At 35.4% G+C, this 13,643-nt stretch carries 12 protein-coding genes and 2 tRNA genes; 9 read left to right on the top strand and 5 right to left on the bottom strand.

Going from position 1 to position 13,643, the window contains the following annotated elements; genetic code table 11:
- Positions 1–12 precede the first annotated feature (12 nt).
- Entirely contained in the window at positions 13–1,461 is a 1,449-nt protein-coding gene (locus ACRD7B_RS05475; protein ID WP_430823470.1) for an MBOAT family O-acyltransferase, read from the top strand.
- Position 1,462: 1 nt separating this feature from the next.
- Positions 1,463–2,368: an SGNH/GDSL hydrolase family protein gene (locus tag ACRD7B_RS05470; protein ID WP_430823469.1), complete on the top strand. Its 906-nt coding sequence runs from the start codon at positions 1,463–1,465 to the stop codon at positions 2,366–2,368.
- Here ACRD7B_RS05470 and ACRD7B_RS05465 read toward each other — a convergent pair whose 3' ends face one another.
- Positions 2,369–3,586, bottom strand: coding sequence for an ATP-grasp domain-containing protein (locus ACRD7B_RS05465; protein ID WP_430823468.1), 1,218 nt, complete (start codon positions 3,584–3,586; stop codon positions 2,369–2,371).
- An 86-nt stretch (positions 3,587–3,672) separates the two neighbouring features.
- On the opposite strand from ACRD7B_RS05465, the gene ACRD7B_RS05460 reads away from it, so the two are divergent.
- The 3 genes from ACRD7B_RS05460 to ACRD7B_RS05450 all read left to right on the top strand — a co-directional run bounded on the left by ACRD7B_RS05460 (position 3,673) and on the right by ACRD7B_RS05450 (position 7,155).
- Positions 3,673–4,773: a glycosyltransferase family protein gene (locus tag ACRD7B_RS05460; RefSeq protein WP_430823467.1), complete on the top strand. Its 1,101-nt coding sequence runs from the start codon at positions 3,673–3,675 to the stop codon at positions 4,771–4,773.
- A 164-nt stretch (positions 4,774–4,937) separates the two neighbouring features.
- Positions 4,938–6,053 (top strand): O-antigen translocase, encoded by a 1,116-nt coding sequence (locus tag ACRD7B_RS05455; protein ID WP_430823466.1) that lies wholly within the window; start codon positions 4,938–4,940, stop codon positions 6,051–6,053.
- Between the two features lie 22 nt (positions 6,054–6,075).
- Positions 6,076–7,155, top strand: coding sequence for a glycosyltransferase (locus ACRD7B_RS05450; RefSeq protein WP_430823465.1), 1,080 nt, complete (start codon positions 6,076–6,078; stop codon positions 7,153–7,155).
- Positions 7,156–7,161: 6 nt separating this feature from the next.
- On the opposite strand, the gene radC is transcribed toward ACRD7B_RS05450, so the two are convergent.
- The 4 genes from radC to ACRD7B_RS05430 form a co-directional block, all read right to left on the bottom strand.
- Entirely contained in the window at positions 7,162–7,860 is a 699-nt protein-coding gene (gene radC / locus ACRD7B_RS05445) for a RadC family protein (protein WP_430823464.1), read from the bottom strand.
- 95 nt (positions 7,861–7,955) lie between these two features.
- Positions 7,956–8,027 (bottom strand) — tRNA-Glu (locus ACRD7B_RS05440).
- Positions 8,028–8,040: 13 nt separating this feature from the next.
- The gene (gene rpsT / locus ACRD7B_RS05435; protein WP_430823463.1) at positions 8,041–8,292 is read right to left on the bottom strand and encodes a 30S ribosomal protein S20; all 252 of its coding nucleotides are present in this window, start codon (positions 8,290–8,292) and stop codon (positions 8,041–8,043) included.
- A gap of 36 nt (positions 8,293–8,328) precedes the next feature.
- Positions 8,329–8,400 (bottom strand) — tRNA-Glu (locus ACRD7B_RS05430).
- A 377-nt stretch (positions 8,401–8,777) separates the two neighbouring features.
- Between ACRD7B_RS05430 and metK the strand changes: the two genes are divergently transcribed.
- The 4 genes from metK (at position 8,778) to ACRD7B_RS05410 (ending at position 13,634) form a co-directional block, all read left to right on the top strand.
- Positions 8,778–10,025, top strand: a complete 1,248-nt coding sequence (metK, locus tag ACRD7B_RS05425; protein WP_430823462.1) for a methionine adenosyltransferase — start codon at positions 8,778–8,780, stop codon at positions 10,023–10,025.
- A 228-nt stretch (positions 10,026–10,253) separates the two neighbouring features.
- Positions 10,254–11,900, top strand: coding sequence for a capsule assembly Wzi family protein (locus ACRD7B_RS05420; RefSeq protein WP_430823461.1), 1,647 nt, complete (start codon positions 10,254–10,256; stop codon positions 11,898–11,900).
- A 16-nt stretch (positions 11,901–11,916) separates the two neighbouring features.
- Positions 11,917–13,044: a DegT/DnrJ/EryC1/StrS family aminotransferase gene (locus tag ACRD7B_RS05415; protein WP_430823460.1), complete on the top strand. Its 1,128-nt coding sequence runs from the start codon at positions 11,917–11,919 to the stop codon at positions 13,042–13,044.
- Complete coding sequence (locus ACRD7B_RS05410) at positions 13,041–13,634, top strand: acyltransferase (RefSeq protein WP_430823459.1); 594 nt, start codon at positions 13,041–13,043, stop codon at positions 13,632–13,634. Before ACRD7B_RS05415 ends, ACRD7B_RS05410 begins: the two co-directional genes overlap by 4 nt.
- The last annotated feature ends 9 nt before the right edge of the window (positions 13,635–13,643 follow it).

Raw genomic sequence — 13,643 nt, 5'->3', positions numbered from 1 at the left:
AAAAAAGAGTAGATGCCATTTAATTCCATCGATTTTGCAATTTTTCTTCCAATTGTCTTCTTTTTGTATTGGTTTGTTTTCAATAAGAATATCCGGAATCAAAACGTGTTTATTATAGCTGCAAGCTATTTCTTTTATGGTAGCTGGGATTGGCGATTCTTAGGATTAATTGTTTTCAGTACAGTTGTAGATTATGTTCTCTCTTTGCAAATGGCAAAGAGTAAAAGGAAGGGGTATCGTAAAATGTACCTGCTACTTAGTTTGCTTGTTAACCTGGGCTTACTAGGATTTTTTAAGTATTATAATTTCTTTTTGGAAAGCTTCACTGAGGCTTTTACTGTGTTTGGTGTACATCTTGAATTAGGATTATTAAATATTATTTTACCAATTGGGATAAGCTTTTATACATTCCAAACCTTAAGTTATTCAATAGATGTATATAGAGATAAGGTGCCAGCAACAAAGGATTTTACGGCTTTCGCAGCCTTTGTTTGTTTTTTTCCGCAATTGGTAGCAGGGCCTATTGAACGAGCAAGTAATCTTTTGCCTCAGTTTAAAAAACAAAGGATTTTTGATCGTGCTAATTCAGTGGATGGTTTACGTCAAATACTGTGGGGCTTGTTTAAGAAAATTGTAATTGCTGATAGTTGTGGGGTTTTTGTAGATCAATTCTATAATAATTACGCCGAGCTGAATGGAAGCACCATGTTTTTAGCAGTTATTTTCTTTAATTTTCAGTTATATGGCGATTTTTCAGGGTATTCGGATATTGCTATTGGAGTATCGCGATTATTTGGATTTAACCTCAAGCAGAATTTTGCTTTCCCTTATTTTTCAAGGGATATGTCGGAGTTTTATAGGCGATGGCATATTTCACTTTCTTCTTGGTTAAAGGCGTATTTATACATTCCTCTGGGAGGAAGTAGGGTGCGTTTGATAAAGCAGTTGCGTAATATTTTTATAGTATTTCTTTTAAGTGGATTATGGCATGGGGCAAATTGGACTTTTGTAATTTGGGGATTGATTAATGCAATGTATTTTTTACCGCTAATATTATTAAAGAAGAATAGAGTTTTCCTTGATGTTGTTGCCAAGGATCGAATTTATCCTTCAATAAAGGAGCTTTGGTTGATGGGGGGCACCTTTGTTTTGGCAGGGATCGGTTATGTATTTTTTAGATCAATTGATATTACACAAGCATGGGGTGTAATTAAGAAATTGTTTTCTGCCTCTTTATTCCAATTGCCTTCATTTGAAGAAGAAAAGAAGGCCTTGATAATTTTCATATTAGTTTTGTTTTTTATTGTTGTGGAATGGTTTGGGCGTCATCAAAAATATGCCATTGAAAAGATAGGCTTTAGCTGGTCACGTTGGAGGCGCTGGATGTGGTATTATTTTCTAGTTATAATGATTCTGATATTTTGGAAGTCGGAACAACAATTTATTTATTTTCAATTTTAAGATGAAGGTATTTTTAAAAGATTGTATAAGATTTTTATTAATTGTTTTTGTTGCGGCTATTTTGTTAGAAATAACAATGCGAATGCTTCCAAATGACTATAAAGTAAAAAAGGAATATCTTGAGGCGCATTGCAGTGAAATTGAAGTGTTGATATTGGGAACATCTCAAACCTATTATGGTGTTGATCCCAATTATATTGATGCACATGCGTATAATGCAGCCTATGTATCGCAGACTCTAAATTTTGATTTAGCCATATTAGAGAAGTATAGCACAAGTTTAGGTTCATTAAAGACCCTAATTGTTCCAATATCTTACATTTCTCTTTTTGTTGATCTTGAATCAGGTAAAGAGAATTGGCGTGTAAAAAATTATAACTTATACCACCATCTTAATAAATCTAATCGGATAGGTACTAATAGTGAGGTGTTTGGAAATAACTTGTTCGTTAATATGAAACGTTTATTCTATTTTGTAATTGGTAAACCTTTAATAACAACATCGGATTTAGGGTGGGGCATCGACTTCAAGTCGACAGATGGGTATCCATTATTAGAAACTGGTATTAGTGCAAGTAAAAGGCATACGATAAACGATTATACTTTGCTAAATCAAAATATGGAAGTAATAAAGCGAATGCATAGGATTTGTCAAAATAATAATACGCAATTAGTTTTGATTTCAGCACCTACACACAAGCACTACAATGATCGCCTAAACGATACTCAACTCCAACTCTTTAATAATGCTATAAACACTTTAGTATTAGAAACAGAAGTTAAATATTACGATTTTAGGAACGATGAAAGATTCAAAGATTCAGATTTTTTTGATGCAATTCATTTAAACGAGAAAGGGGCTAAAAAACTGACAGAACTATTGAACGATACCGTTTTAAGTGAATAATTATTTTTCAGTATATATCTCGAAGTATTTAAGTGTATTGTGGATAATGTCTTTTTTAATCTTCTTATTCGTGGCCTCTAATATAAAAACAGAAATTATATTTTCAGGGCCTTTGCCCAGCTTAATTAAGTCTCCATTTTCTTTTAATGTATATGAATCAAGAACTTTAAATTTATCTTGATTCTTTATTTTTATGGTTTTAAATATGCCATCATTTTCTGCTCGAAGTGAGAACTGAAAAATACAGTCGTTAACTGTGTATTTTGGAATGTTAATTTTTTCACCAATTGCAATGAGAAATGCATATCTAATTATGTTTAGATTGCATGCAAGTCCTATTGTTTTTGCAATGTAGTTGCCTCCAAATCTTGGAGCAATCTCAATAAAATAAACATCATTATTACCTTTTATTCTTATTTCAGTGTTTATCCCTCCATTTTCGTAGCCAACTGTACTTATAAATCTTTGTAATTCTTGATGTATTTTATTTAAAATTCCAGTGGGTGCCGTAGAAGGAAAGGATGTTGCTATAGGGGCATATTTTGATTCTCCTGACCCAAAAAATTGATCACCTAGACAAAGAAAGATTAGTTTGCCATTTTGAACGATGCCATCACCATGAATATGATGAAGGCCGGATTCAATATATTCTTCAACAATCACTTTTTTGTCAAATGAGAAACTTTTGGTGATTTCGAACTGGTCTTCTAACTCGGTATAATTAGAAACTTTGCAAACGCCCTTGCTACCAGCTCTGTCGATTGGTTTTATAATTGCAGGAAAGGTAAGTTCTTTGAGTTCTAGCTCATTTAATGAATTGATTACCTGAAAAGGTGGTGTTTTAAAATTATTTTGAAGTAAGAATGTTCTAAACAAACCTTTGTTAGCCATGGTTTGCACAACCTCCAAGGGGTTGTTTATAAGTTTTGATTCCTTAGCGATATGGGCAGCTGATATGGCACCAATATCAGTGCTAAATGCAGCCACTGCATCGATATTATACTCTTTCGCTAAAGAGCAAAGACTATCAAAGTCTAATAAACTTACGTTTTTAGCAATATTCCCAAAGCTATGAGCAGGATTACTTGGAAGATTATCACAAGTGATTACTTCGTATCCCATATTCTGAGCTACCTGCACTATTTCTATATGATCGAATATGGCTGGTAGTATAATTATTTTCTTTTTGCTTGTTTCTTCTTTTATTTGATCGACCATTTTTATAAAAATATAATTGAAATAGTTAACTTAAAAACCTAATAAATCTTGTTTTATTGCGTTTGCAATAATATATAATTTATCTGATGAAGGTATTGTTATTAGGGGAGTTTAGTAGTTTTCATTTAAGTTTGGCTCATGGCTTAAGGGTTTTGGGTGTTGATGTTACGCTAGCATCAACTGGAGATTATTGGAAGAATATTCCTAGGGATGTTGACCTCAGGCAACCGGAACGTTTAAAAAGAGTCACTTTCCCAATTAAGCTTTTAAAAAAATTGCCTAAGCTTTGGGGGTATGATGTGGTACAGTTAATTGCGCCTAATTTTTTGATGTCCACTCCAATCGTTTCAAGTAAATATTTTGATTTATTAAAAAGAGGTAATGACAAGTTCTTTTTATGTGCGTGTGGGATGGATTATCATTACGTAAGTTATGCCTTGACGGGAAAACTAAAACATTCAGTTTTTTATTTTGAAAATACTAAAAGTGATCCATTTGTCAGTGAACTGAAGACATTAGTTAATAATAAAACAGTTAAAAAATTAGATCGTAAAATTGCCAACTATTGTGATGGAATTATAGCAGTGTCAAATGGCTACTTTACAGCTTACAAGTATTATTTTCCTGATAAAACTTGTTATATTCCATTGCCTGTTAATACAATTGATCACCCATATGTGGCTACTATTGAGCCAGATGTTAAAAGAGTCAATTTCTTTATTGGCTTAATGAAAGATCGCGTTAAGTTAAAGGGGATCGATAGGATTCACAATGTGTTATTGGGTTTAAAGAAGAAGCATCCTAAGGAGGTTGATCTGACTATTGTAAATTCTGTTCCTTATAATGAATACATCAAGCTTCTAAATAATTCACATGTTTTATGTGATCAACTTTATGCAAGTGGGATAGGAATGAATGGATTAATTGGCTTATCGAAAGGACTTATTGTTGGGGGCTGTGCCGATGCCGAATTATACGATTCTTTAGGAGAAAAGAACAATAAACCACTTGTGGATTTAAATACTTCAGATGCCGAGATGTTTCGAACATTTGAACAATTGATTGACCAAAAAAGTAGTTTAAAAGAGCGTTCTTTAAAAAGTCGTGAATTTGTTGTTAAGCACCATGATTCGGTTAAAGTTGCCCAGCAATATTTAGATTTCTGGAAAAAAATGAGTGATAAATAAAGAGTTTGAAAGAAGGGGTAAGAAATATTCTCAATAAGATTAATGGCAATGACTTGTTGCGCGTTTCGAGTAAAAATGCTGTTCAGCTTATTGTTCAAATGCTTGCTGGTCTGATTAAGATTAAAATCATATCTGTTTGGCTTGGTCCCGCTGGAATGACATTAATGAGTCAGTTTAGTAGTTTTGTTCAGCTTGGAGGAAACATTAGTGGAGCGGGAATAAGTAATGGAATTACCAAATTGGCAACTCAGAATAATTCAGGAGTGAGATTAAATTTGCTAATTGCAACATCACTTCAAATTACATTTGTTGCCTCTGTGTTGTTTGGAACAATTCTGCTGTTTTGTTCAGAGTACTTTAGTAATTTATTGCTGCACAGTAAGCAATATAGTTATCTGTTTAAGTATTCAGGACTTTTCTTGTTTTTTTCTGCTGTCACCACATTAACATTATCACTATTGCAAGGTTTGAAGAGGTATTCTGCCTTTTTTAAGGTCAAGCTATTTATTGTTTTTTCATCTTTGTTATTGATTGTGCCAGCTGCCTATTTTTATGGTATCGATGGTGCTTTATGGTCTACCCTTATTGGTTTTGTCTTTACTGGAGTATTTAGTTTTTTTGTTTTAGATTTATCTTTAATAAAGCCACGATTCTCTAGGTTTGTAAGTAAAAAATTTATCGGTTTTTCAACGATGATGGTTGTTGCATTGATTGTTGCCCCAACGGTTCAAATTATTGTCCGGAATGTTATTATAAGCTATAGTTCTTTGGAAGAAGCAGGTTTATGGGATGGAGTAAGGCGGGTTTCTGGAAATTATACTTCTATTGTAGTAGCTACATTATCACTTTATTTATTGCCAAAGTTTTCAGAAAAATTGTCGTTTAAGGAGTTGGTTCGAGAAATTTTCAATAGTTATAAAATTGTAATTCCCTGTGTAGCTATAGCGAGTACTTTGATTTATGTATTTAGGATTTTTATTATTAGAATATTGTTTTCAGAACAGTTTTTTGAGATGGAGTCGCTTTTTATTTATCAATGTATAGGTGATGTATTTAAAATAGCTGCTTGGTTTTTTGCCGTTGTTTTAATGATGCAGGAAAAAGTAAAAGCCTATGTTTTTAGTGAAGTATTCATGGGTGTCATTATTGTAGGACTTGCTAATTATATAATGCCACGCTTTGGTATTTCAGGTAGTACATTGATTTATTTTATTAGTAATGTTGTTTATTTAATTCTGATGGGTATTTTATTTGTCTTAAATATGAGGCATTCTAAATGATTTATGGAGGTTGCAAAGAAATATGACAGTATCTTTTTTTATACCAGAATTTGAGGTTGGAGGAATACAAAGGGTGTTTATCAACTTGTCTCGTATGCTTGTTAAGAGGGGCTATGATGTTAACTTTATTGTTTGTAGAAAAAAGGGTGCTTTGTTAAACGAATTAGAAAGAAATATTAATGTTTATTCTCTAGGTAAGAATAAGCGTTTGAGAAATTCTTTTATGCCATTAATGAAAGTTCTGAAAGCTCAGAGGCCTGATTATGTTATAACAGGTTCAGATGTGCATAATAAGTTTGTGATCCTTGCGAATCTGTTAGCAGGCAAGCCAACTAGAGTAATTGCCACCCATCATAATTATTTCGATGAGGATATCAAAGGGAAGACGTTCTATCCATTTGTTTATTTTAATTTAATGCGTATTCTTTATCCATTGGCACATAAGGTGGTGGTGGTTTCAGATGGCTTAAAAAAGTATTTAAATGAAAGGTGTAGGTTAAATAATCTAGTGAGAATTTATAATCCTTTTGATGTGGATGAGATTTCCGAAAAATCACAAGTCTCAAATATAAAATTGAAGGTGCTGCCAGATAAATATTTCTTGTTTGCAGGGCGGCTTTCTTCTGTAAAGAATGTTAGCTTATTAATAAGGGCGTTTGATGCATTTTGTAAAAAGAATGAAAACTACAAGTTAGTTATTGCTGGTTCTGGAGGGGAAAGGGACATGCTTGAGCAATATGGAAAAATAAATAACATAGCTGATAGTCTTATTTTTTTAGGAGATGTGTCGCATTGTTATTATTTAATTAAGCATGCAAAACTAGTATTATCCACATCTTTTTCTGAGGCGCTACCAAGTATTGTTATAGAATCTTTAATGTTGGGAAAGACTGTTGTTTCAACGCCAAACAATGGAGCTAAAGAGGTGCTGAAGAATGGTGATTTGGGTTATTTATCGGAATCATTTGTTGATTCAGATAGCTTTGCTCAGTTAATCGAGCTTGCAATAAAGAAGCCAATTGATTCAGCGAAACTACAAGAGCGAGCTAACGAATTTAATTTTGAAAAAATTGCAGGTGAGTATATTAGAGTTTTGAATTGATACTCATTAAATCTCCCCTTCATCCGCAAAGCTATAGTAGCTATCCTCGGTAACAATAATATGATCCAATACCGGAATGTCCATAATTTTTCCTGCTTCTTTAAGTTTCGTGGTAATAGTTTTATCCATGTCGCTTGGCACCTTGTTGCCACTAGGGTGGTTATGACATAAAATGATTGAAGAGGCCAGGTTGTCGATGGCGGTTTTAAGAATTAATCGCACATCAATTACAGTTCCGGCAATTCCACCTTGGCTAATTTTATAACGAGTCAGAATTTTATTTGAGCGATTAAGAAGAAGTATCCAAAATTCTTCGTGAGGTAAATCGCCTAAGATGGGATTGAAAATATTAAAAACATCCTGGCTGCTTGTAATTTTTGTTTTTTCTTGCGAGTCTTGCAATTTTCTACGTCGGCCTAGTTCAAGCGAAGCAACTATAGTTATTGCTTTAGCATCGCCTATGCCATGGTATTTTGATTTTAAGTCCGATACCGATTTCTTACCTAGTTCATTCAGGTTGTTTGAGCAATCGAGTAGTATTTTCTTTGATAGCTCAACGGCACTTTCTTTGGCGCTGCCTGAACCAATTAATATTGCTAATAGCTCTGCATCGGATAGTGAAGCTAATCCTTTATTGAGTAATTTCTCTCTTGGACGATCTTCCAGAGCCCAATCTTTAATGCTTAGATGTTGATATGTTTCCATCTGAAAGTATTTATCCAGATAAGATAGAGCCGATATAGCAAAAAGTAAAGTATAAGGCACAAAAAAACCTTCTATACTTTGTATAGAAGGTTCAGTAGTCCCTAGGAGAATCGAACTCCTGTTTCAAGGATGAAAACCTTGTGTCCTAACCACTAGACGAAGGGACCTTAATATTGTTTATTAAAGCTTGTTAACGTGTCCAGCTAACTTTGACTTTAGGTTAGAAGCTTTATTCTTATGAATAATGTTTCTTTTAGCCAATTTGTCAAGCATTGAAGCTACCTTAGGTAATAATTCCTGTGCGGCTTCTTTCTCAGACGTTCCTCTTAGTTCTTTCACAGCGTTACGAGCAGTTTTTGCGAAGTATCTGTTATGAACTCTTCTCTTCTCTATCTGACGAATTCTCTTTTTTGCTGATTGATGATTTGCCATCGTACTACAAATAAATTGTTAAATTTCTTACTTTAGTAGTCCCTAGGAGAATCGAACTCCTGTTTCAAGGATGAAAACCTTGTGTCCTAACCACTAGACGAAGGGACCTTATTGCTCTTGGACATGTGTTCTTGTCTCAAATGCGGATGCAAAGATATATCAAATTCAAATTCTTCCAAATATTTTCTCGAAAAAATATAAAATAATCTGAAATATTTTTTTCATCATTTTCCCTGAAACGATCTTTGTTGTTGATATTCAATCATCTTATTAGTTAATAAGACATAAAACTCTTAATATTATTTGCACAAAAATAAAGAAATACTTTAATTTGCATCAGTGAAAAGTGGAAAGATTTGGCTGATTGCAACCACTCAAAAAAAGTGCTAAAACGCAAATTCCGTTTTATCCCCTCTTTTCACATATCAATATTAATAGTAAAAAGGCAGCTTGCACATGTATGTTGCTGTAATAATTTTAACGATATGGGATATTTATTTACATCAGAGTCTGTGTCAGAAGGACACCCTGATAAAGTAGCTGATCAAGTTTCCGATGCAATACTAGATGAATTACTTCGACAAGATGCAGAATCAAAAGTGGCATGCGAAACGTTGGTAACAACAGGTTTGGTTGTTGTGAGTGGTGAGGTTAAAACAAAAGGTTTTGTGCCAGTGCAGAATATTGCACGTAAGGTGATTGAACGAATTGGTTATACCGATGCCGCTTATATGTTTGACTCAGGATCCTGTGGTGTAATTTCTGCCTTGCACGAGCAATCGGAAGATATTAATCGTGGTGTTGAGCGTGAATCGGAGGAAGATCAAGGAGCCGGTGACCAAGGAATGATGTTTGGTTATGCATGCAAGGATACGGAAGACTATTTGCCATTACCTCTATATTTGTCGCATGTTCTATTGAAAGAGTTGGCAGCTATTCGTCGTGAAGAAAAAGTGATGACTTATTTGCGCCCAGACTCAAAGAGCCAAGTTACGGTGGAGTATTCAGAGGATAATAAGCCACTAAAAGTGCATACGATTGTGGTTTCTACCCAGCACGACGAGTTTGATGAGGATGAACCTATGCTGGCAAAAATCAAAAGCGATGTGCAAGAGATTTTAATCCCTCGTGTGAAAGCCATTTTACCAAAAGAACAACAACATCTGTTTGATGACTATATATTACATGTTAATCCAACCGGTAAATTTGTAATTGGTGGGCCGCATGGCGATACTGGTTTAACCGGTCGTAAAATCATTGTAGATACCTACGGTGGCAAAGGCGCTCATGGTGGAGGTGCTTTCAGTGGAAAGGATAGCTCAAAGGTGGATCGTTCTGCTGCTTATGCCACACGTCACATTGCCAAAAACCTGGTTGCAGCAGGTGTTGCCGATGAGATTTTGGTTCAAGTAGCTTATGCCATTGGTGTTGCCAAGCCTGTTGGTTTATACATTAATACTTATGGAACAGCAAAAGTTGACATGAGTGATACGCAGATTGCAGAAGCGGTTGAGACAATCTTTGACTTACGTCCAAGTGCAATTGTGAAGCGCTTTGGCTTGAAGAATCCAATATTTGAACCAACTGCAGCTTATGGTCACGTAGGTCGTACGCCTTATACCGATTCAGTAGAGTTTATTGAAAATGGCCAAAAGGTGAGTAAAGAAGTTGAGTTCTTTACTTGGGAAAAGCTTGATTTTGTTGATGAAATTAAAACTAAGTTCGCTTTGTAAGCGATTTTATTACATCATAAAGAATTGGGATCAGCTTGGCTCGATCCCTTTTTTTTATCTTTTTGGTAAACAAGGTGTGGGCATTGTTAAGATTGACCTTGCGCATGACGATCAAGTATTTTCTGTTGATAAGCAGTATCTATATTGCTTGAATGTCAGCTTGTTTGATTTGATGACTTTCTGATAATTAATTACTTTCGATCTCGGTAAAATTGAAAAGTATTTTTAATGAGCATTAAAAGCTTTGTTCTTACGGTTTTAGTAGTGTTCGTATTTATTTATAAAGGTGTTGGGCAAAATGTGCCTCACCATATAAGTAATGAGGTGCTCTATGATTTTATTGATGAGCTTGCCAATAAGGGTGTGATCGAAGTTAATTCAGTCATAAAACCCTATTCGCGAAAGCAAATTGCAACTTGGCTTCAAGCTGCCAATGGTGATGCTGGGTTATCTAAACGTCAGCAGAAAGAATTAGATTTTTATCTTAAGGATTTCAATAAAGAACTAATTGTAGGTAAAGACTTTGATAAGCGCTGGGATTTATTTTATCATAGCGATTCATTATTTAAGATCACTGTTAACCCTATTTTAGGTGGGCAATTCTTCAATAATGGAGAGAAAACCGAATACCATCGATGGGGTGGCGCCGAGTTTCATGGAACCATTGGTAAGCATGTTGGTATCTATGGGAGTTTAAGAGATAATCATGAATCACATTTTCTAGGTGGATCGCAATATATAAGTAAACGACCAGGGGCTGTTTATAAAGGGGATAATTCAGATAAGGATTATTCCGAAACCCGCGGAGGCATTACGCTTTCGTGGAATTGGGGTAGTTTAGGCTTGCATAAAGATCATTTTTCGTGGGGCAGTGGCTATAATCAATCTGTGATAATGTCGGGTCGTACGCCTTCGTTTGGATTTATCTCGTTCAAGATGTCACCTGTTAGTTGGTTTGACTTTAACTACATTCATGGCTGGCTGGTAAGCGAAGTGATTGACAGTACGCGAACCTACGGTGTTTTTAATGGCGAGCGTGAAGTGTTTGCCAATAAGTTTATCGCCGCCAATATGTTCACCATCAAACCCTGTCCAAAGCTAAATATCTCCTTTGGAAATTCAATTATTTATGGCGATACGGATTTTAATCCTACTTATATGGTGCCATTTCTTTTTTATAAGTCGGCTGATCACACTTATAACTCCTGGGATAATTGGGTGGGACATAATGCGCAAATGTATTTTGATATTAGCAGTCGTCAGATAAATAAATTGCATTTATATACCAGTGTGTTTATCGATGAAGTTAGCTTGACGAATATGTTCAAGAGTGATAAGCAATCAAACGATATTGCTGTCAAAGTCGGCGCCCGCGTCACAGATTTACTTCCTGATTTCTCGTTTACTGCCGAGTATACAAGGATTCGCCCCTTGGTTTATCAACATTTTGTACCAACGGTTACTTTTAAGAGTAATCAGTTTAGTATGGGAAGTTACATGCTCGATAATTCTGAAGAGTTGTATTTGGCTGTTCGTTACAAGCCCATCAGGGGGCTCGACCTGCAGTTAAGCTATTCTACGCTTAAAAAAGGAAAAGATTATCAGGAGATATTTGATAAAGGTGAAATGGATGATCATCCCGAGATTAATCAGGATCAGGAAGAAATTCGTAAGGGTTTACCTTATATGAATGAAGTTCGCTGGAAAAATACTAATATTACCTTTACATCGAAGTACCAAATTATACACGATGGATATATCTTTGTGGAATATCAGAAGAATTCAATAAGCGGGCCGGATATGGAAAAATATACGAATCCTTTCTTCTTAGCTGGAGATAATATTGTTTCATTTGGACTGAATTTTGGGTTTTAATAATTAAAGAAAGACAATGGATCAAATAAAGATGGTGGATTTGAATCGCCAATATAAACGTTTGCAAAAGGATATAGATGCATCAATGGCTGAAGTATTGGAGCAAACTGCGTTTATAAATGGACCTGCCGTAAAGTCTTTTCAGAGTAACTTGGAGAATTATCTTGGAGTAAAGCATGTTATTCCCTGTGCCAATGGAACAGATGCCTTACAAATTGCTTTAATGGCACTTGGTTTACAGCCGGGCGATGAAGTGATAACATCAACATTTACTTTTATTGCAACTGTTGAGGTGATCGCTTTATTAAAGTTGAAGCCTGTTTTGGTGGATGTTGATCCTTCAACTTTTACTTTGTTGCCCAATGAAGTGGAAGAAGCGGTTACGGATAAGACAAAAGCAATCATTCCGGTTCATCTATTTGGGCAGGGAGCTGATATGTCGGCTATTATGAAAATTGCGAATAAGCACAATTTGGCTGTTGTTGAAGATACTGCGCAAGCCATTGGTTCCGATTATTCATTAAATGATACAAAATTAAAATTGGGAACAATTGGTAACATTGGTTGTACATCATTTTTCCCATCTAAAAATCTGGGATGTTTTGGTGATGGCGGTGCTTGTTTTACTAACAATGATGAATTAGCTGCCATGATGCGGATGATAGTGAATCATGGTTCGCGTAAAAAATATTACCACCAGGTGATTGGCGTTAATTCCCGTTTGGATACTTTGCAAGCCGCCGTTTTGGATGTGAAATTAAAACACCTTGACGACTTTAATAATCGACGCAGAGTAGCTGCCGACTATTACGATCAGAAACTAGGTGATCTGGAAGGGCTAGATATACCTGTTCGCGATGCAGCTTCTCGTCATACTTTTCATCAATATACCTTAAAGGTAAAAGATGGTAAGCGCGATGCTTTGCAAGCTTTCCTGAAGGAGAAAGGTATTCCTTCGATGGTATATTATCCGGTATCGTTGCACCAGCAAGAAGCTTTTGAGGCCTACTGCGAAAATAATCAATCATTACCAATTTCCGAAGACCTGAGCCGTGAGGTATTATCTTTACCCATGCATACTGAGTTGGACGAAGGGCAATTAAAATATATTACGCAATCAATTATAGATTTTTTTAAGCCATGAGCGAGAAAGAATATTTTGCACATGAAACGGCTGTAATTGATCAGCCTTGTCAGATAGCCAGAGGTGTTAAAATCTGGCATTTTTCGCATGTGATGGAAAATTGTCAAATTGGTGAAGGCTGTAATCTTGGCCAGAATGTGGTTATATCGCCCAATGTGAAATTGGGCAAAAATGTAAAAGTACAGAATAACGTTTCTATCTATACGGGTGTTGAGTGTGAGGACGATGTGTTCCTGGGGCCATCAATGGTTTTTACCAATGTTATCAATCCACGAAGTGCGGTTAATCGTAGGGGTGACTATCAAAAAACCTTGGTGAAGAGAGGGGCAACCATTGGTGCCAACTCAACGGTTGTGTGTGGGCACGATATTGGAGAATTTGCCTTTATTGGAGCTGGAGCAGTGGTGACCAAGCACGTTCCAGCCTATGCTTTGGTGGTTGGAAATCCATCAAAACAAATCGGCTGGATGAGTGAATATGGTCATCGGCTTGAGTTTAATGAAGAAGGAATTGCCCTTTGTCCTGAGAGTAAAGAACGTTACCAGTTAAAAGATAATGCAGTAAGTAAATTGAAAGAAAATAAGTCATAAATAATACAA

Origin of the sequence: Carboxylicivirga fragile (assembly GCF_050589805.1) — a bacterium.
In the GTDB taxonomy this organism is placed as follows: Bacteria; Bacteroidota; Bacteroidia; order Bacteroidales; family Marinilabiliaceae; genus Carboxylicivirga; species Carboxylicivirga fragile.
This window is presented reverse-complemented; position numbering and strand designations above follow the sequence as displayed.

Coding starts and splice junctions, on each gene's coding strand:
- ACRD7B_RS05475 (WP_430823470.1), top strand. CDS start 13: ATGCCATTTAATTCCATCGATTTTGCAATTTTTCTTCCAATTGTCTTC.
- ACRD7B_RS05470 (WP_430823469.1), top strand. CDS start 1,463: ATGAAGGTATTTTTAAAAGATTGTATAAGATTTTTATTAATTGTTTTT.
- ACRD7B_RS05465 (WP_430823468.1), bottom strand. CDS start 3,586: ATGGTCGATCAAATAAAAGAAGAAACAAGCAAAAAGAAAATAATTATA.
- ACRD7B_RS05460 (WP_430823467.1), top strand. CDS start 3,673: ATGAAGGTATTGTTATTAGGGGAGTTTAGTAGTTTTCATTTAAGTTTG.
- ACRD7B_RS05455 (WP_430823466.1), top strand. CDS start 4,938: ATGAGTCAGTTTAGTAGTTTTGTTCAGCTTGGAGGAAACATTAGTGGA.
- ACRD7B_RS05450 (WP_430823465.1), top strand. CDS start 6,076: ATGACAGTATCTTTTTTTATACCAGAATTTGAGGTTGGAGGAATACAA.
- radC (WP_430823464.1), bottom strand. CDS start 7,860: ATGGAAACATATCAACATCTAAGCATTAAAGATTGGGCTCTGGAAGAT.
- rpsT (WP_430823463.1), bottom strand. CDS start 8,292: ATGGCAAATCATCAATCAGCAAAAAAGAGAATTCGTCAGATAGAGAAG.
- metK (WP_430823462.1), top strand. CDS start 8,778: ATGGGATATTTATTTACATCAGAGTCTGTGTCAGAAGGACACCCTGAT.
- ACRD7B_RS05420 (WP_430823461.1), top strand. CDS start 10,254: ATGAGCATTAAAAGCTTTGTTCTTACGGTTTTAGTAGTGTTCGTATTT.
- ACRD7B_RS05415 (WP_430823460.1), top strand. CDS start 11,917: ATGGATCAAATAAAGATGGTGGATTTGAATCGCCAATATAAACGTTTG.
- ACRD7B_RS05410 (WP_430823459.1), top strand. CDS start 13,041: ATGAGCGAGAAAGAATATTTTGCACATGAAACGGCTGTAATTGATCAG.